The organism is Chondromyces crocatus (assembly GCF_001189295.1).
GTDB classification, from domain to species: Bacteria; Myxococcota_A; Polyangia; order Polyangiales; family Polyangiaceae; genus Chondromyces; species Chondromyces crocatus.
In genome coordinates this window covers 10,654,050-10,670,773 of record NZ_CP012159.1, presented here as the reverse complement: position 1 = coordinate 10,670,773, position 16,724 = coordinate 10,654,050, and the positions used below count along the sequence as shown (strand labels likewise).

Sequence of the window (16,724 nt, the reverse complement as noted above, 5' to 3'; positions counted from 1 at the left end):
CAGAAGTCCTACCTCGCCCGCCGGCCCACCGGCGTACGCTGTTCGATCGTCGAAAGAAGCGAGCGGACGTCGAGCACCCCGAGGCGCCGCGCGCCTTGCTCGAGCAACCAGCCCACATATCCGCCTCGCGCCCCATCGAAGGGGCGCAGCTCGGTTCCCTTCGCGCGCAGATGAGCGTCCACATCACTGACCGCGAAGGCGACCGACTCCGCGCCCTTGGCGAGGAGCAACCATCGTGGCGCTTCCGCCGAAGCGTCGACGCCCAGCAGCGCCCCCAGCGCGTAGACCGCATACAGACGCCCACGCACGCCGGCGAGCCCGAGCAGACCCTCCGGCCCGGTGGGTAGCGGCGCAATCTTGCTGCAGGGATGGACGCCCGCCAGATCGGCGATCGGGACGGCGAACCGGCTCATCCCGACGTGGAGACCGAGCAAGAGGATCGGCTCGGCGTCCTGCTCCGCCTCGGCGCGCGCGAACCCCTCGTCGAAGGTCTGCCGCAGCTCGCGCAGCCGCGCCTGGACCACGGCCATGCTCCGCGCACTCATCGGTAGATCTCCGCGGCAACGAGCTGTTCACGGCACAGCGTCTCCAGGGTCGCGCGCGTGAACCCACCGCCGAAGAGCACGACGTGCTCCTCCGGCCCCCGGCTCAAGCCGGCGAGCGCCTCGCGCAGGGCCGTGCGCGCCCCTCTCAGGTCACCGACCGTCCGCCACAGGAGCCCGAGCCGCAGGTGCGCCATGGCGAAGCTCGGATCGGCGCGCAGCGCCTCGCGGTAGAAGCCGATGGCGCCGGAGCGATCGTTCGCATGCTCGCGGCAGAGTCCGAGCAGGTAGTACGAGCCCGCGTGGGCACCTTGCGTGGCGTTCAGCTTCGCGCAGACGCGCTCCAGCTCTTCGATGCGGCCCAGACCGCTCAGCATGATCGCCTCGAACAGCTGAAGTTCGGAGCGCCTTCCGTGGGACGCCGCGGCCCGCCGGATCAGCGCGAGCCCCTCACCGAAGCGTTCGGTTTCGACCAGCCGCCGGAGCGATCGCGCCGACGGCGGGGGACACGGCGGCTCCCCCTCTTCTTCCAGCGCATCCCGCGCCGTGAGGGCCACGATCCGCGCTGTGGAGCTGTGGATCTGCTCCATCCAGCAGCTCGGCGCGTGGAGGGACGTGGCGAAGGCGTCCCCCTCGGGTTGCTCGCGACGCCGGTGGATGGCGGTGTCGCCCCAGAACGAGAGCTCGAAATCGTCGGAGAGTCCCCGGAGTGTCTCGCTCGCGCCCAGGAACAGAAAGCCGCCGGGGACCAGCGCGGCAGCGAAGCGCGCGAGGGCCGCACGGATGGCCCGCTCGGAGAAGTACAAGGTGACGTTCCGGCAGAAGATCACGTCGAACGAGCCGGGGCGCCAGAACTCGGGATCCGGATCGAGGAGGTTGCGCTGCTCGAAGGTGACCCGCGCCCGGTGCTCGTCCTTCAAGCGAAAGCCATTCCCTTCGGCGCGAAACGCCCGCGCGCGCACCCCCTCCGGCGTCGCCCGGAGAGCCCAGCTATCGTAGAGCCCCTCGCGCGCGTGCTCGACGGCCACCCGGCTCAGGTCGAATCCATGAATCCAGGTACGATCGGCGAGGTGTCCTGCCCGCTCGCCAATGGCCAGCGCAAGCGAATACGGCTCCTCGCCAGAGGCGCACCCGGCCGAGAGGAGACGCAAGGGGCGCCCCGGCGTGCCGAGCCGCGCGCAGGCCGGCAGCGCCACCTCGATCAATGCGTCGATTTGCGCCTTGTCGCGAAAAAAGTAGGTCTCCCGGACGAGCAGCTCGGCGACGAGCGCCTGCACCTGCTCCGACGACGCGCTGGAATGCGGTGTCGCCCCCGGCGTGACGCCCGCCTTTTGCCAGCGTTCGACCGCGCGCGTGAGCAGCGCTTGCTGCCAATCGGTGCACGCGAGCCCGAAGCGCGCCTCGATCAGCTCCCGGATCTGCTCCAGCATCTCTTCTTCCGCCATGGCGCGCCCTCGTGCCGATCAGACGAGGGTTCCTGGCACGTCCGAGAGAAGCCGGGCCGTGCCGAGCACTGCGAAAGCCTGACCGTCGAGCGCTCCGAGACGCTCGACATGCTCGGCGAGTGCCGAGGAGAGGAGCGGTGCGGGCTGTGCTCCGCCTGCGTCCCGCTCGGAGATGCCAATCACCTCGTCGACGAGGAGCGCGAGCCGTCGAGGGCCGACGCGGAGCGTCACGAATCGGTTTCCCTGCTGGGTCGATTGACCGCCGAGCAGGACGGCGAGGTCCACGACGGGCAGCGACTCGCCACGGATTACCGTGACCCCCCGCACGAATGCTGGTGCTTCTCGTACGGGCTCGATGGGGAGGGGGCGCATGGTCTCAATGACGGCTCGTACGGGAATCGCACACACCCAGCCCTGGGCACGAACCACGAGCGTGAGCCTGCTGCTGCCTGCTGGGCTCATGGAAAATCCCCCTCTCGACCGTTCCAATCACCGTTCACGACCCACATGGCTGGAACACGCAATGGCCCACCAGGCGAATTGCCTCGAGAGAATGAACTTTATCCCCCGCCGTGACGCCTTCCACGAATGTTGCGACCGAGCGGCTGAGCACCGCTCACGCCCAATGTGGCCAAGCTACACCAGCCTAATCGGGGCGGGGTTTCTGCTTCAAGGTCTAAATAAGGGGACCGAGGCGTGAAATGCGGTGTGAGGCGTCATCCAGAGCGTGCAGCCTCTACCTGGCTGCGCCAGTGATTGATACCGAGACGCTCGAAGATTCCTTCCGCGAGCACCAGATTCCAGCGTCGCTCGGCGTCGGCGGCCGGGAGGCGGCGCATTTCGAACCGCGCGAACCCCTCGTGCATCGGCAGTCCCAGTCGCGTCGCCTCCTCGGCGGAGCGCTGCCAGCCGCGACGCGCTCTTCGAGGATGCCCCATCAGCCAATCGAAGACGCCTGTGAGCCGGAGCGCATCTGGCCGTCCAACCGGGAAGATCTGCGCATACTGTCGTAGAGCGGCGCAGGCTCGCCGCGCTTTGAGCCCGAGTCGCGCCCGTTCTTCTGGCGAGCTGGCTTGCTCCCATGCCGAAAGGAGGACTTCGCAGGTCGCCGCATAGCCATGGATGCAATGGAATGCAGCCGGTTTCCCCTGGACCTCGATCAGGCCGAGCGTCCTCTCGGCCGTCTGCAATGCCGCGGCGCGATCCCCCCGGAGCGCGTGCGCCAGCGCGAGCTGCCCCAGCGTGATCTGCTGGGCGCGGTCTCCGCTCTGCTCGGCGCTGAGGAGCAGCTCCTCCAGCAGCTCGGCGGCCTCTTCGCCGTCGCCGAGCACGATGAGCGTCTGCGACCGGCCGCTGTTCGCCCAGACCAGTCCCTGAGCATTGTTGCTCCGTCGGGCCGACGCCTGGAGCGTCGCGAAGCGGGCCAGCGCCTCGGCCCATGCCCCCTCGAAATGGGCTGCCGTGCCCAGCAAGGCAAGGCATTCCTCCTGCCGGCGCCGGTTGCCGACTCGCTCGGCGCCTTGCTCGGCGCGCTCCAGGAGCACGCGTGCTTCCTGGCAGCGCCCGTCTCCGAGCGCGGTGAGGCCGCGCATGAAGGCGACGAACGCGCCCGCCTGGCCATCGCGTGACGCCGCCGCGGTCTGCTCTGCGCGCTGCGCGTAGGCATTCACCACCGAGGTCCAGGGCACGTAGCCGAAGGCCACGCTCAGCGTCGCATAGCCGCGCGCCAGGGCCGGAGAGGGGCCCAGCCCGGCTGCCGCGTTGGTCGCCTCCAGCGCGGCCACGAACGCCAGCGTGGCCTTGTTCTGGAACAGGTACGTCTCGGAGAGCAGCTCCGCGGCCAGTGCCGCCTCGGCGAGCCGCTCCCGCTCCGTCTCTTCCTGGGCCAGGTGGATCGGGACGCCGCCGAGATGCAAGAGCTGCCGCCCGAGCTGCAGCGCCGAGATGGCGACTGTCTCGGCGCTCGACGCATAGGGCTCACCGAGCTTCCGCGCGCTGTCCCCGGGGGCCTGCTGCGCCTCGAACACCCGCGCCACGGGGCGCTCGAGCAGCGACAGCGCCTGCACGCAGTGGCGCTCCGCGTCCCGGAGATCGCCGAGGTTGTAGTTGGCTTGCCCCAGGCGCCGCTCCCAGCGTGCCCTCCGGAGCTTCTCCGCGCGCCCGCTGGCGTGGCGACCATCGTCGAGCGCGATGGCCCGTCGGTACAGCTCCCGCGCTTCTGCGGAGGCCCCCGTGGCGAGCGCCTGATCGCCTGCGCGCTCCAGGTACTCGAGCGCCTTCTCCACGGCGCCGGCCATCGCGAAATGATGGGCGAGCTGCGGGTACGCGAGCGGGAGATCGGGCGACGCCGCGTAGCGCGCCTCCAGCGCGATGGCCGCGGCGGTGTGCAGCTTCAACCGCTCCCGGTCCGGGATCTCCGCGTAGGCGATCTCGCGCAGCTTGTCGTGAACGAAGCGCAGGTGTCCTGGCTCGGCCGTCTCCAGCACGTGCCGCCGGGACAGCTCCGCCAGCCCCTCCATCGCCTCCACGTCGTCGGCGCCGGAGGAGGCGATGAGCACCAGCTCCTCCAGCTCCCGTCCCAGCACGCTGGCCATCCGCAGGAGTGCCAGCGCACCTGGGCTCAGCCCCGAGAGCCGCCGCGCCACCAGGGCCCGCAGCGATCCGGGGAGGGTGAGCGCCCCCCAGTCCCCTCGGCCCAGCCGCCCCGACCCCGGAGCCTCCGCCCCGGTGTTCGCCGCCGTCGTGCTCGCGCTGCGGATCCTCCACGTCCCCAGCCCGTCGCGGTACAGCATCCCTTCCTCCACCGCAGCGTGCAGGTACTCGGCGGTGAAGAAGGGGTTCCCCTCGGACTGCTGCAGCAAGAAGTTCACGAACCGCTCCGGAGGGCGGTCCATGGCGAGCATGTCGCTCACCATCCGCGACACGGCCCGTGCATCGAGCCGGCCGATGGACAAGGTCAGCGCCCAGGGGACGCGGCTCAGCGCCTCCACCGCGGCGGAGGCTTCCTCGGAGCGGTACGTGCAAAGGATCAGCACGCGGTGCTCCGCGAAGAAGGCGGCGTCGAGCAGCTCCAGCACGCCGAGCGAGCTGTCGTCGGCCCACTGCAGATCGTCCAGGATCAGGAGCAGCGGCCCCTCCGCGGCGAGCGCGGCGAGGGTCTCTGCGACCGCGCTCCGGAGACGGAAGCTCGCCGCGTCTGCGGGCAAGGGGGGCGGCTCTGGATACCGCTCGTGCCCTTCGAGCTGGGCCAGCGCGGGCTCGTAGGATGCGAGCAACCTCCCGCGCGGACCCAGCAGCGCGTCGTACGTCGCGTCCGCCTTCGCCTGGTCCCGCTCCGCGACCGCGCCGTTGCTCGTTGCCTCGAACCCAGCTGCCCTGCACCGATCGGCCACCGCGAGCAGCAGATGACGGAGCGGATGCAGCGGCGCGGCCTTCACCCCACGCTCTCCACCCTCGCCCGCCGACACCGCCATGCATTCCCCGGTCACCACGCTGACCCCGAGACGCGCCGCCTCCGTCGCGGTCTCCATGGCCAGGCGCGTCTTGCCGATCCCGCTCTCTCCGGCCAGGAAGACGAGCCCTCCCTGGCCCTCCTGCAGCCGCGCGAGCCGGGTATAGAGCTGGCGCAGCGCGTCTCCACGACCAGCGAGCCCTGGGCGATAGAGGTAGGGCTGAGGCTTCGGCGCGCGATACCACGCCGGGCACACGGCGGGGCTCATGTCGACGGCGCCGAGCTCGGCCAGCGCCATCGCCAGATCGTCGGCGTACCCGATCCGGTCTTCGGCCCGCTTCTGCAGCAAGCGCTGGAGCAGCGCGTCGAGTGCTGGAGGCACACCCTCCACCAGGCTCGAAGCCGCGAGCGGCGCGGCGTAGAGGTGCATCGACAGGACGAGCGCGCTGTTCGCCGCGGTGAACGGGACGGTCCCCGTCACCGCCTCGTAGAGCATGCACCCCACGGCGTAGAGATCGGCGCGCGCGTCCACCAGGTCGCCGCGGATCTGCTCGGGCGCCATGTAGGAGGGGCTCCCCATCGGCTTGCCCCCGAACTGGAGCTCCAGCTCCCCGCGGCCTTTGCTCCCTTCGAGCTTCACCGCCAGCCCGAAGTCCACCAGCACCGGCGTACCGTCGCCGCGAATGAACACGTTCTCCGGCTTCAGGTCACGGTGTACCAGCCCGAGCCCGTGGATGTACGCCAGGGGTCGGCACATGGCCCGGAACAGCGAAAGCGCGCGGGGCAGCTCGCCGCCACCGGCGTACCGGAACGTCCGCGGAGGCATCCCTTCACCGCCACCCGTGGTCTCGGGCCGCACCCCGCCGGACGCTGCGGTGGAGGGCGCCGCCGGGAGCACCCGCGTGGGGGGCGTCGGCCCTGGCGATCGTTCCACCCTCTCCGAGGGCACCCGCGGGAGCGGGATCCCTCGTGGCGCTGGCAGGTTGCCGCGCGTCGGCCCGAGCATCGGCCCCGTCCGTGTCGCGTCGTCGAGCCCACCGTCATCGAGGCGCCGCCCTCCCTCGACGGGGCGCCCCTCATCGTGTCCTCCGCTGTCCACGTGCGCGGGCTGACCCTCCACGGGAGGTCCTCCCTCGGGCGCCGCCTCCCCCGTCAGCGCGACCTGCGTCTCCTCGTCGGGGAACCTGCGCAGCGCGCCCGAGGGGAGCGCTTCGATGGTCGTGTGGTTGCGCCAGCGCTCGAGGTTGTGATCGCGCAGCGTGCGCCCCTCGAGCAGCTCCATCGCGTACCACGGCAGCCCTGCCTCCACGCCTTCGCCCACGACGCGCACCACGCCGGGATGATCCACCCGCCGCAGCGCGTGGATCTCGCGCCGGATGCTCGACAGCAGGTTCGGATCGGTGACGCCGACCGTCTTCAGCGCGACCTGCTCTTTCGTCTCCTCGTGCTCCGCGCGATAGACGACGCCCATGCCTCCGCGACCGAGCGGCGCGATCAGCCGGTACGGCCCGAGCCTCGCCGGAGCGTCGTCCGTCGAGGGGCGTCGCGCGTCGGATCGATGCATTCGTGCCTCGGACCTTATCACGCCCGGCACATCCCCCGGATCCTCTGCCGATATACCCTGTCCCATGCGTTACCTGCGCCAGCTTGGTGAGTCTTCCACGCTGACGCGGAGCCACGTCACGCGGAGGGTTCCGCCTTCACGGCCACGCCTTCTCGCTCGATACGTGCGAGCGCTTCTGCAATCCAGCGCCGCACCATCCCGGGAAAGGGCCACATCCACGCGTAATCCGGCCCGGTGAAGCGGCGCACGATTTCCTCTCGCAGCTCGATGCTCCTCGCGACATCCATCCCCTCGCTTTCTGCGACGGCGCGCAGCGTCTCCGCGTAGGCCTCCATCTCGAAGCGTGCGCGAAACCAGGAGAGCCCCAGGGGCAGTGGCAGCACCCCGTAGAGCAGGATCATCAACCCCCACCCGTACCGCTCGAATTGTGCCACGTGAACCAGCTCGTGCCGCAGGATCTGCCACGCCCTGGTCGGCGACCACGTGTCGAAGTCGTCGGGTACGTAAATGGTGCGTCCGAGCGTGGTCACGTAGTGCGTGAGGTACGTCCGCTGCCCTCCGAATGTGACCAGCTTGAGTCCCGCCGCGGCGCAGCGCTGATGCCAGCATCCACCTTTGCGCACGATCCGTACGGGATGAGGCCGGCGCGCAAGCTCCTCGATGTACGTGTCGAGGCGGAGGCGTGCTTCACGGGTGTCGATCGCCTTCACACCTCAGGTGTAGCAGCCACGCTCTCTCTCTGTCAGCGGAGCTGCTCCGAGCGCCAGCACACGTTCGAGCGATCGGTCAGGCGAGCAAGGCGCGCGCCGAGGGAAGCACCACCTCGTGCAGCGCCCGCGCTGCGGCCTCTCGTGCCGCGCCGACGGTGAGACGCCCGTGGGATTCGAGCACCCCACGAGGGTCTTCGTTCACGCCGCCCGCCTTGACGCCGTCCCGAGCCGCCTGGTCGAACACCTCGGCCACCGCGGCGCGGACGTCGTCTCCACCCACCCGCAGGGCCCAGGCCACGGCCCTGAATGCCAGCTCCGCGTGCCGCGCTTCATCCTCTGCGATCCCGAACAGCGCCTTGCGCACCGCCGGATCGGTCGCGCGCGAGAGCTGCTCGGCGGCCAGGATGGCGGCGACCGTCTCCCCCACGCACCCTTCTCGCGCCGTGTCGGCTGCGAACGCGGCCAGGTCTGGACCGATCGACACCGACCCACCACACGGCAGCGGCCCTGGCTCCACCGGGCCTCCCCGGTACGTCGCTGCCATCGACAGACACAGGCGAGCGTGCCGCACCTCGTCCAGCGCCGCGCGGTGCGCCGCCTCCACGAGGGCTGCTGGCGCTCCTGCCGCGAGCAGCTCCAGCGCGAAGCGCGCGAACGCTGCCACCGATGCGTGCTCCAGGAGCCCGTCCTGCGCCCACGCTCGCGCCAGGATCTCGCGTTCCTCGGCGTCGAGCCCTTCCACCTCTGGCGACAGGCCCCCGGCGCTCCAGCTCCCCGCTCCTCCTCCTTCGGCGCGACCTCGCGCCGTCGCGGCCATCGGTGCGCCGTTCACGAGGAACGGCCTCCCGACCCCGCAGATGTCCTGCTGCACCACGTAGCAGCACTGGTCCAGCTCGGGGAAAGGCCCATCGAGGACGGCAGTCGTGAAGGCGTAGTGAGGCGCTGCGCAATCGAACTGCGAGACGTAGGACAGGGCGTTGCCGCCCGAGGGGCACTCCGCGTCACCGAGCCACGGGAAGCATGCGTACGTGGGGTCTCCTCCCGAACTCGTCGTCGTCGTCGTCACGCTGACCGTCGGACCCACCGAGGTCGTCACGCCCGTCGTGATCGCCGTCGTGAGCGATGTGGTCGACGTGACGCTGCCGGCGCCTCCAGCCCCGTCCACCGGATCGACCACCACGTTCCCCCCGCAGCTCAAGGCCACGCCGGCCGGCGTGGCGAAGGCCGCAGCCCCCGCGACCTGAAAGAGGCGGGACGTGAGCAGCTGACGGAAGCGAAGCGTGCGGTCCATGGGTCGACTCCTGTCGGCGAACGGAGAACGAGGAAGGGAAGCGTTGCAAGCCGGGCTGCGGTCGCCGAACGGCGACACGACAGCATCTCCCGAGATTACTCCATCCGCCAGGGCGTCTACAGGGATCCGGGCGTCGTGCCCGCTCCTGCTCCAGGACGCTCGGTACGCCTCCCGACCTTCAGGACGCCTCCGACACCGGCAGAAGCTCCCGTACCATCACCGTCGCCGGCGCACCTCGCAGCGTGAAGCGGTGGAGTTCGGACCACCCCGAACGGAGATAGAACGCCTCCTGACCCTCCGTGAAGAGGTGGAGCCGCGGCACGCCGAGCCCTCGCGCGTGCGCCACCACCGCCTCCACCAGCGCGCCCCCGATCCCCTGACCACGCCATCCCGGCAGCACCAGCACACTCGCCAGCCAGGGCGTCACCGCGCCGAACCCCGGCAGGTCCTCCTCCGGCAGATCCCGCGCGATCAAGCTCGCCGAGCCCAGAAGCTGCGTCCCCGCGACCGCCACGAAGGTCGTCGGGAACGACCGCGACTGCGCATGGTCGCGGAACTCGGCGAGCGCGTCGTCGTGCGTGAACCACGGCAGCATCCCCGACCATTCCGCGTGATGGAGCTGCGCCAGCGGCTCGACGAGGTGGGCATGATTCGCCAGAAAATCAATCACTCCCGTGTCCATGCGACTCCTCAATCACCATGAAGCCATTCCACGCTTCATTCGACGTGCGCGCGGCGCCCCGACACGCGCGCCCCGCGCCCGCTAGGCCGCCCGTGTCTCTGCAATGCGCTCTGCCGCCAGCATGGCCAGCGCCATGATCGAGTGCTGCGGGTTCACCCCCGGCGTCGTCGGGAAGATCGACGCATCCACCACCCACAGCCCCTTCAGCCCGTGCACCCCGAAATCGTGTCCCACCACCCCACCGCGCTCGTCCCGGCTCATGCGGCACGTCCCGAAGACGTGGCTGATGATCAAGCTCCACGCCCGCGGATCCACCGGCAAGTCGTCGAGCTTCACCAGCTCGCGCGCCGACGTCACCACCTCTGGCCCCCCGTGCACCCCCGGGTACACCCGCTCCGCCCCGGCCTCGAGGTGCATCTCGCACAGGATTCGCGCCCCCCGACGGATGCGCTCCATGTCCTCTGGCGCCGGCGTGTAGCGGATGGCGGGCCCCAGGAGCCCCGAGCGCACCCGCCCTTCCGCCTCTCCCCGCACCTGCACCCCCCACACCGCCGTCCGATCGTAATCGCCGATCTTCTCCTGGAACGCCGCCCCGAACCCGGCCATCCGCACCCCGGCCAACTCCAGCGGCAGCGATGCCGTCTCCATCTTGAACCCCTCCTTCCGGAAGTGGTCCACCTCGTAGGTCTGCGTCCCGCCCTGCCAGAGCCGCACCGGATCCCGGTATACCCCCGACACCGCCGCTGCCGGGTGTGCCCGGAAATGGTTCCCCACGTGCTCCTTCGGCCCCACCCCCGAACGCCGCAGGATCAGCGCCGACTGCACCGCGCTCGCGGCCAGGATCACCCCCCGCCGCGCCGCCAGCCGGAACGCCCGCCCCGCTGCGTCCCGCCCTCGCACCGCCGTCGCCCGCCCCCCGCACACCTCCACCTCGCGCACCTCGTGCCCTGCGAAGAGCCGCGCCCCTCGCGCCACGGCCGCCGGGATGTACGTCTGCTCCACGCTCTGCTTCCGCCGCGTCGGGCACCCCTCCAGGCAGCGGCTCGATCCCTGACAGCCACGCACGTTCCGCTGGATCACGTGCCCTTCGAGCCCCAGCTTCTCTGCCGCCGTCCGCATCAGCCGCCCGTTGTTCCCGAGCAGCGCCTCCGGCGTCACCCCCACCGCGTGGTCCCGCTCGATGCGGTCGAAGCACCGCGAAAGCTCCCGCAGCGGGATCGCCTCCTCCGCCCCGATCGGCCCGAAGCAGCGTGCGTGCACGTCGTCCGGCATCCGCCAGATGATCGCCCCGTTCACCACCGTCGTCCCGCCCACGCACCGCCCTTGCAGCACCGGGATCACGCTCCGCCCCGTCGCCACCTGCGTCCCCTTGGCGCGGAACATCCGGAAGAACGCCTCGTTCGTTCCGAGCCCCCGGTCCTCGTCCCGCACCTCGGGCCCCTCTTCGAGCAGCACCACCTCGCGCCCCGCCTCGGCGAGCACGAGCGCAGCCGTCGCCCCACCGGCCCCGCTCCCCACGACCACGAAATCGCACACCCCGTCGGCCGTCTTCACGCGCCCTCGCTCCCTTCGAGCCCCCGCGACACGGCTCCCTCGGGCCCATGCGACACCGCCACATCGGGCATCCCGAACCGCGCCCGCACCACCGGATGCGCCCCCCACCCGAACAGCGCCACCGTCTTCACCAGGAAGAACCCCTCGCGCACCAGGTAGCTCCGCGCGCCCGCCCACCGCTCGAGGTACCGGGCCCGCAGCGCGGGGGACAGCGCGCTCGCAGGCACCGGCCGCCCCACGAACACGATGGGCAGCCACAGGAGCGCCCACACCATGAACCGCAGCCCCACCGCGGCGAGCAGCGGCGCCCTCGCCAGGTAGTCCCGGAAGAACGCCGCCACGTCCCGCGCGATCGGTTCTGGCTCCCCGAGCATCGCGCCCAGCACCACCCCGAGCCGCCGCTCGGCTCCTGGCCCCAGTCCAACCATCGACCCTCCAGCTCCTCGGAAGGCGACTGCGCTGCTGCCCTCGGGGACAGCGGGGCGCAGCCCTCGACGCGCGTCGCCCGCATGACAGCGCGGAGAAGGCCTCACGCCCCCACGATCCCCTCCAGGCACCGCTCTCGCGCCGCTCGGAGCGCGTCCAGCCCCACGTCGAGCAGCAGCTCCCCGCCCCGCGCGATCGAGAGCCGCGAGCCCCCGGTCACGCCCAGCATCGTCACCCCGACGCCGGCGGCGCCGGCGGCGCGCACCACCTCTGCCTCGTCTCCGGGCCGCACCGTCACCACCACCCGGCTCGGCGCCTCCCCGAACAGCGCCGCTGCCAGGTCCTCACCCGCCTCGGGCAGTGCGATCGTCGCGCCGACCATGTGCCGCGCCTCGTCCGCCGCGGTGCAGCACTCCGCGAGCGCCACGGCGAGCCCGCCCTCCGACACATCGTGCGCGCTCAGCACGTGCCGCGGACGCCGCCGCAAGAGCGACAGCAGAAACCCTTGCAGCCGCCGCTCCAGGTCCAGATCGATTCCGGGGGGCGCCCCTTGCACCGCGCCCGAGTGACGCACCACGTACTCCGACCCGCCCAGCGGACCGCCGCGCGTCCCACCGAGGAGCAGCACGGAGAGCCCCGCCTCCTCGAACCGCGCCCGCGTCACGTCCCCCGCGTCGTGCACCAGCCCCACGGCGCCCATCGTCGGCGTCGGCAGGATCGCCCGCCCGTCCGTCTCGTTGTACAGCGACACGTTCCCGCTCACGATCGGCACGCCCAGCGCCCTGCAGGCCGCCGCCATCCCGTCGATCGCCAGCGCGAACTGCCGCATGATCTCCGGCCGCTCGGGGTTGCCGAAGTTCAGGCAGTCGGTGAGCCCCACCGGCTCCCCACCGCCGCACACCACGTTCCGGCACACCTCGGCCACCGCCATCGCCGCGCCGTGGAACGCATCCAGCTCGCAGAGCCGCCCGTTGCAGTCGAGCGCGAACGCCAGGATCTTCTCCACCCGCTCCCCGTCCCGCTCGCAGGGCACCCGCACCACGGCGGCGTCGCTTCCGGGCCGCACCTCCGTCCCGCCCCGCACCAGGTGATCGTACTGCCGCCACACCCACTGCCGTGAGCCCAGGTTCGGCGACCCCACCATCGCCAGGAGCTCGTCGCTCCACGAGACCGGGAGCGCGATCAGCCCGCAGTCGAACGCCCGGCGCGCTGGCAACGTCGCGTCGTCCCGCTGCGGCCGATCGTACTTCGGCGCAGCGTCCGTCAGGAAGTCCACCGGCAGATCGCACACCGTCACCGGCGCCCGTGCGATCGGCGCCTCCGCCAGCGGATCGTAGCCCGGCGTCGCCTTGATCACCCAGCGCCCCGTGTCCGTCACCCGCCCGATGATCGCCGCCTCCAGCTCCCACTTCTCGCAGATCGCTGCGACCCGCGCCTCGCACCCCGGCTTTGCCACGAGCAGCATCCGCTCCTGCGACTCGCTCAGCAGCATCTCGTACGGCGTCAGCCCCTTCGCCCGCCGCGGCACCTGATCCAGGTCCAGCTCCAGCCCGCTCCCCGAGCGGCCGGCCATCTCCACCGACGACGACGTGAGCCCCGCCGCCCCCATGTCCTGGATCCCCACCAGCAGATCCTCGGCGAAGATCTCCAGGCACGCCTCCAGGAGCAGCTTCTCCATGAACGGGTCGCCCACCTGCACCGTCGGCCGCTTGCTCGGCCCCCCTGCCGAGAACTCGTCCGACGCCATCGTCGCCCCGTGGATCCCGTCGCGCCCCGTCCGCGCGCCCACGTAGATCACCGGGTTCCCGACGCCGCTCGCGCGCCCGTAGAAGATCCGGTCTGCGCGCACCACGCCGCAGGTGAACGCGTTCACCAGGATGTTCCCGTCGTAGGCCTTGTCGAAGAACAGCTCCCCGCCGACCGTCGGCACCCCGATGCAGTTCCCGTAGCCGCCCACCCCGGCCACCACGCCGCGCAGCAGCGCCGCCGTCCGCGGATGGTCCGGCCGCCCGAACCGCAGCGAGTCCAGGTTCGCGATCGGACGCGCCCCCATGGTGAACACGTCACGCAGGATGCCGCCGACGCCGGTCGCCGCGCCCTGGTACGGCTCGATGAACGACGGGTGGTTGTGCGACTCCATCTTGAACACCGCCGCGAACCCGTCGCCGATGTCCACCACACCCGCGTTCTCGCCAGGGCCCTGGATGACCCGCGGCCCCGTCGTCGGCAGTCGCGCCAGGTGCACGCGCGAGCTCTTGTACGAGCAGTGCTCGCTCCACATCACGCTGAGGACGCCCAGCTCTGCGAACCGCGGCGCTCGCCCGAGGCGCTCGCACGCCCGCGACCACTCCTCTTCGCTCAGTTTGTGCGCCCGCGCTTGCGCGAGATCCACCGCAGGATCACCGGGAAACGGGGCAGGGGACGGGACCACGGCGTCGGCGTCGGTGCTCATCGCGCCCTCGTGCTAGCGCATGGCGCCTGCCGCGGGAAGCCGCCCCATGGAGAGGCCGTCGGCCGTCCACGAGCGACGGACGCATCGCCCGGATCCGGACCGCCGGACCGCCGGAAGACGCGCGCGCCTCGACTACGCCGCTACGCCGCCATGGCCTTTGCGCGTCGTTTCGGTTTCCTCGGCGTCTCGACCGGCTCCTCCGCGCGGCATGCCGAGAGCTCGCGGCGAACATCGGCGGCAGCGGCGTAGTGCTCGGCTGCCGACGCGACCCGCCCGACCACCGCTCCCTTGCACGCGCTGCACGTCTCCATCCCTGGCGGCAACGGCTCGCGGCATTTCGGCCCCGAGCAGACGTCGGCGCCGAGCGCCTTGCCGATCCCGTACCCCGCGATCGGGAAGAGCATGGGCAGGAGCCCCGAGTACTCGTGCGCGACCCCGACCCAGAGCAGGAACCCCGCCACGAACCCGAGCAGCAGCCCGCGCATCGTCGGCGCACGATGGAGTCGGAACACCGGCTCGGGGTCCCCGGGTTCCAGGCGCGTCGGCTTCTTCGGCCCCTCGGCCGGATCGCTCCACACGTGCTCGCACTTGTGACAGACCCACCGCTTCGGACCGAACAGCAAGAAGGGCAGGGCGAGGAGCGCCCCGATCGGTGCCGCGGCGAACCCGAGCCGCCGGGGAAGCCCCCGCTCGAAGAAGCAATACTCCAGCTCGCAGCGAGGGCAGCGCACGGTCGGCGCCGCACTCGCCCCGTTCGCTGTGTCGGCGTCGTCGGCCTCTGCCTCGTCGAGGTCGATGTGCGCGCTCCTCAGCTCCTGCAGCAGCCGCTCGGCCTGCTCGACCTGAAGCGACGGCACGTCCAGCCGCACGCCTCCCGCTGGCAGCGCGAGCAGCGGGTTGAATGGCGTCGGCTCGGAGACCCGCGCCTCGATCCCGTGCACCTCCAGGTGCGCGCGGGCCAGCTCCGCCTCGGTGGAATCCAGGTATCTCCGGACGGTCACGAATGCGCGCACCGAACACCCCCTCGTGGAGGGAGGCTCGCACGCACGCTCTCGTCCTGTAAATCCTGCCGACCTGGCGCGTGAGGCCTCCAGGGGCCGCGGAGTCACGCCTCGATGAGGCAGCAGCGCTTGTGCTTCTTGCCGCTCCCGCAGGGGCACGGGCCGCTGCGCGAAGGTCGCGCGGCGTCGATCTTCGCCTGTTCGCGGCGCGCTTTCAGGTGAGGCAAAAGGAGGTGCAGCGTCTGTGCTGGCGTCCACGGATCGACGATGGCGTCGAGGAAGGCGCGGGGGAGGTAGAGATCGGTGGCGGTGGCGCGCGACAGCCAGGGCAGGAGCGCGAAGAACACCACCATCGCCGCGTGCTCCTGCAGGAGATCGTTGCCGGTGTTCGTGATGACCGCGAGGGCGATGTCGGCGGGGACGTCCTCGGGCCGCTCGAAGCGGTGGGGGGAGCCGGGGGGCAGGTGAGAGGTGATCCGGACGGCGTGCTCGCGACCGAACTTCAGGTGGCGTTCGCTCGAGCCGTCGGGGTTCTCGTCGAGCAGGGCGCAGGCGTTGATGATGCCCTGGGCCCAGCGCCGCTGCGGTGCCCCGGGAGGGAACTGCGCGTAGAACGGGGGTAAGGCGTGGATGGCCTTCCGGGTCTCGTTGTGCAGCCGCGCGTGGCGGAAGCCGAGCAGGGCGAGGGCGACGGTCGTCTCCAGGTAGCCGGTGGTGGTGTCGCTCGCGTGGTGCGCGCGCTTGTAGCTGGGCAGCAGCACCTTGCCGATGCGCGCGACGGACCAGACGCCGCGCGTGGTGCTGGCCATGGTCGTGGTGAGAAAGGGGCCGGACGAGAACGCCGTACCGAAGCGGAGCAGCTCCTCGGGCGGGATGCGCTCGAGGAAGGGGCGCGCGCTGACGCCGAGCAGGACGGCGAGGTGAGCGGACATCCAGGCGGTGCTCCAGTAGCTGCGCAGCAGCTCGTGGGTGGTGGGCCGGGGCCGGTCGGTGCGGCTGAAGAGCGACACCAGCGTCGGCAAGGTGTCGATGAGGTCACCGGTCGCGTCGAGCTGGAGCTGGACCAGGGTGCTCACGCAGAGGGGGGCGAGGCTGGAGACCGCGGCGATGTCCTCGCGCGAGACGGCGCTGCCGCCCTCGAAGATGCGGTGGAGGATGCGTCGGAGCGTGCCGCCTTCGAGGCGGCGGTACTCGTCGAGGCGCTGCTGCAGGATGCCGTGGCGGGCGATGGCGGCGTCGAGCTGGACCCGCGTGACGACCGGGCATCTTCCGGGGTGCATGCCCTGGGCGAGGCAGGTGACGAAGCGGCCGTCGCGGGTGACGAGCAAGAAGGGACCCGCGGTCGGATCGTCGAGGGAGAGGGCGACGCGGATGGCGTCGGGGAGCGTGAGGTGATCGAGGAGCGCGCGCACGACCTCGGGGTCGCGGTAGAGCTGTAAGGCCAGCTCGACCTGCGGTAACGAGAGGCGATCGAGGCGCGTGAGGAAGTGGGCCTGGTGTCCGGCGGCGCGCTGCGGTTGGGGCATGGTGGGCGGACGCTGCGGGGAGGACGCGGCGTGCTCTCAGGATGCGCCCTCGGCGCGGCAAGGGCGAGGGGTGGATCGAA

The 16,724-nt window shown here is 71.2% G+C and carries 12 protein-coding genes; all 12 read right to left on the bottom strand.

What is annotated here, in order from left to right; genetic code table 11:
- Window positions 1-8: 8 nt before the first annotated feature.
- Window positions 9-545 (bottom strand): chemotaxis protein CheW, encoded by a 537-nt coding sequence (locus CMC5_RS38700; RefSeq protein ID WP_050435102.1) that lies wholly within the window; start codon window positions 543-545, stop codon window positions 9-11.
- The gene (locus tag CMC5_RS38695; RefSeq protein WP_050435100.1) at window positions 542-1,987 is read right to left on the bottom strand and encodes a CheR family methyltransferase; all 1,446 of its coding nucleotides are present in this window, start codon (window positions 1,985-1,987) and stop codon (window positions 542-544) included. The genes CMC5_RS38700 and CMC5_RS38695 overlap by 4 nt, the downstream gene beginning before the upstream one ends.
- An 18-nt stretch (window positions 1,988-2,005) precedes the next feature.
- Window positions 2,006-2,449, bottom strand: a complete 444-nt coding sequence (locus CMC5_RS38690) for a chemotaxis protein CheW (RefSeq protein WP_050435099.1) — start codon at window positions 2,447-2,449, stop codon at window positions 2,006-2,008.
- A gap of 254 nt (window positions 2,450-2,703) precedes the next feature.
- On the bottom strand, window positions 2,704-7,002 hold the full coding sequence (locus CMC5_RS38685) for a serine/threonine-protein kinase (RefSeq protein WP_050435097.1): 4,299 nt from the start codon (window positions 7,000-7,002) through the stop codon (window positions 2,704-2,706).
- Window positions 7,003-7,118: 116 nt separating this feature from the next.
- Entirely contained in the window at window positions 7,119-7,712 is a 594-nt protein-coding gene (locus CMC5_RS38680) for a M48 family metalloprotease (protein WP_050435096.1), read from the bottom strand.
- A 76-nt stretch (window positions 7,713-7,788) separates the two neighbouring features.
- Window positions 7,789-9,003: a ferritin-like domain-containing protein gene (locus tag CMC5_RS38675; RefSeq protein ID WP_050435095.1), complete on the bottom strand. Its 1,215-nt coding sequence runs from the start codon at window positions 9,001-9,003 to the stop codon at window positions 7,789-7,791.
- A gap of 178 nt (window positions 9,004-9,181) precedes the next feature.
- Window positions 9,182-9,685, bottom strand: a complete 504-nt coding sequence (locus tag CMC5_RS38670) for a GNAT family N-acetyltransferase (RefSeq protein WP_050435094.1) — start codon at window positions 9,683-9,685, stop codon at window positions 9,182-9,184.
- 81 nt (window positions 9,686-9,766) lie between these two features.
- Window positions 9,767-11,239, bottom strand: coding sequence for a GMC family oxidoreductase N-terminal domain-containing protein (locus tag CMC5_RS38665; protein WP_050435093.1), 1,473 nt, complete (start codon window positions 11,237-11,239; stop codon window positions 9,767-9,769).
- Window positions 11,236-11,667 carry a hypothetical protein gene (locus CMC5_RS45480; RefSeq protein WP_050435092.1) on the bottom strand — a complete coding sequence of 144 codons (432 nt, stop codon included), beginning with the start codon at window positions 11,665-11,667 and terminating at the stop codon, window positions 11,236-11,238. Before CMC5_RS45480 ends, CMC5_RS38665 begins: the two co-directional genes overlap by 4 nt.
- Before the next feature lie 101 nt (window positions 11,668-11,768).
- Window positions 11,769-14,117, bottom strand: a complete 2,349-nt coding sequence (purL, locus tag CMC5_RS38655; protein ID WP_082363217.1) for a phosphoribosylformylglycinamidine synthase subunit PurL — start codon at window positions 14,115-14,117, stop codon at window positions 11,769-11,771.
- A gap of 140 nt (window positions 14,118-14,257) precedes the next feature.
- Window positions 14,258-15,130 carry a putative signal transducing protein gene (locus CMC5_RS38650; protein WP_050435091.1) on the bottom strand — a complete coding sequence of 291 codons (873 nt, stop codon included), beginning with the start codon at window positions 15,128-15,130 and terminating at the stop codon, window positions 14,258-14,260.
- Between the two features lie 92 nt (window positions 15,131-15,222).
- Window positions 15,223-16,644 (bottom strand): YecA family protein, encoded by a 1,422-nt coding sequence (locus CMC5_RS38645; protein ID WP_050435090.1) that lies wholly within the window; start codon window positions 16,642-16,644, stop codon window positions 15,223-15,225.
- Between the last annotated feature and the right edge of the window lie 80 nt (window positions 16,645-16,724).

Excerpts from the sequence above, each read along its gene's own strand:
- CMC5_RS38685 (WP_050435097.1), bottom strand. The coding sequence starts at position 7,002 with ATGCATCGATCCGACGCGCGACGCCCCTCGACGGACGACGCTCCGGCG.
- CMC5_RS38670 (WP_050435094.1), bottom strand. The coding sequence starts at position 9,685 with ATGGACACGGGAGTGATTGATTTTCTGGCGAATCATGCCCACCTCGTC.
- CMC5_RS38700 (WP_050435102.1), bottom strand. The coding sequence starts at position 545 with ATGAGTGCGCGGAGCATGGCCGTGGTCCAGGCGCGGCTGCGCGAGCTG.
- purL (WP_082363217.1), bottom strand. The coding sequence starts at position 14,117 with ATGAGCACCGACGCCGACGCCGTGGTCCCGTCCCCTGCCCCGTTTCCC.
- CMC5_RS38675 (WP_050435095.1), bottom strand. The coding sequence starts at position 9,003 with ATGGACCGCACGCTTCGCTTCCGTCAGCTGCTCACGTCCCGCCTCTTT.
- CMC5_RS38645 (WP_050435090.1), bottom strand. The coding sequence starts at position 16,644 with ATGCCCCAACCGCAGCGCGCCGCCGGACACCAGGCCCACTTCCTCACG.
- CMC5_RS38690 (WP_050435099.1), bottom strand. The coding sequence starts at position 2,449 with ATGAGCCCAGCAGGCAGCAGCAGGCTCACGCTCGTGGTTCGTGCCCAG.
- CMC5_RS45480 (WP_050435092.1), bottom strand. The coding sequence starts at position 11,667 with ATGGTTGGACTGGGGCCAGGAGCCGAGCGGCGGCTCGGGGTGGTGCTG.
- CMC5_RS38695 (WP_050435100.1), bottom strand. The coding sequence starts at position 1,987 with ATGGCGGAAGAAGAGATGCTGGAGCAGATCCGGGAGCTGATCGAGGCG.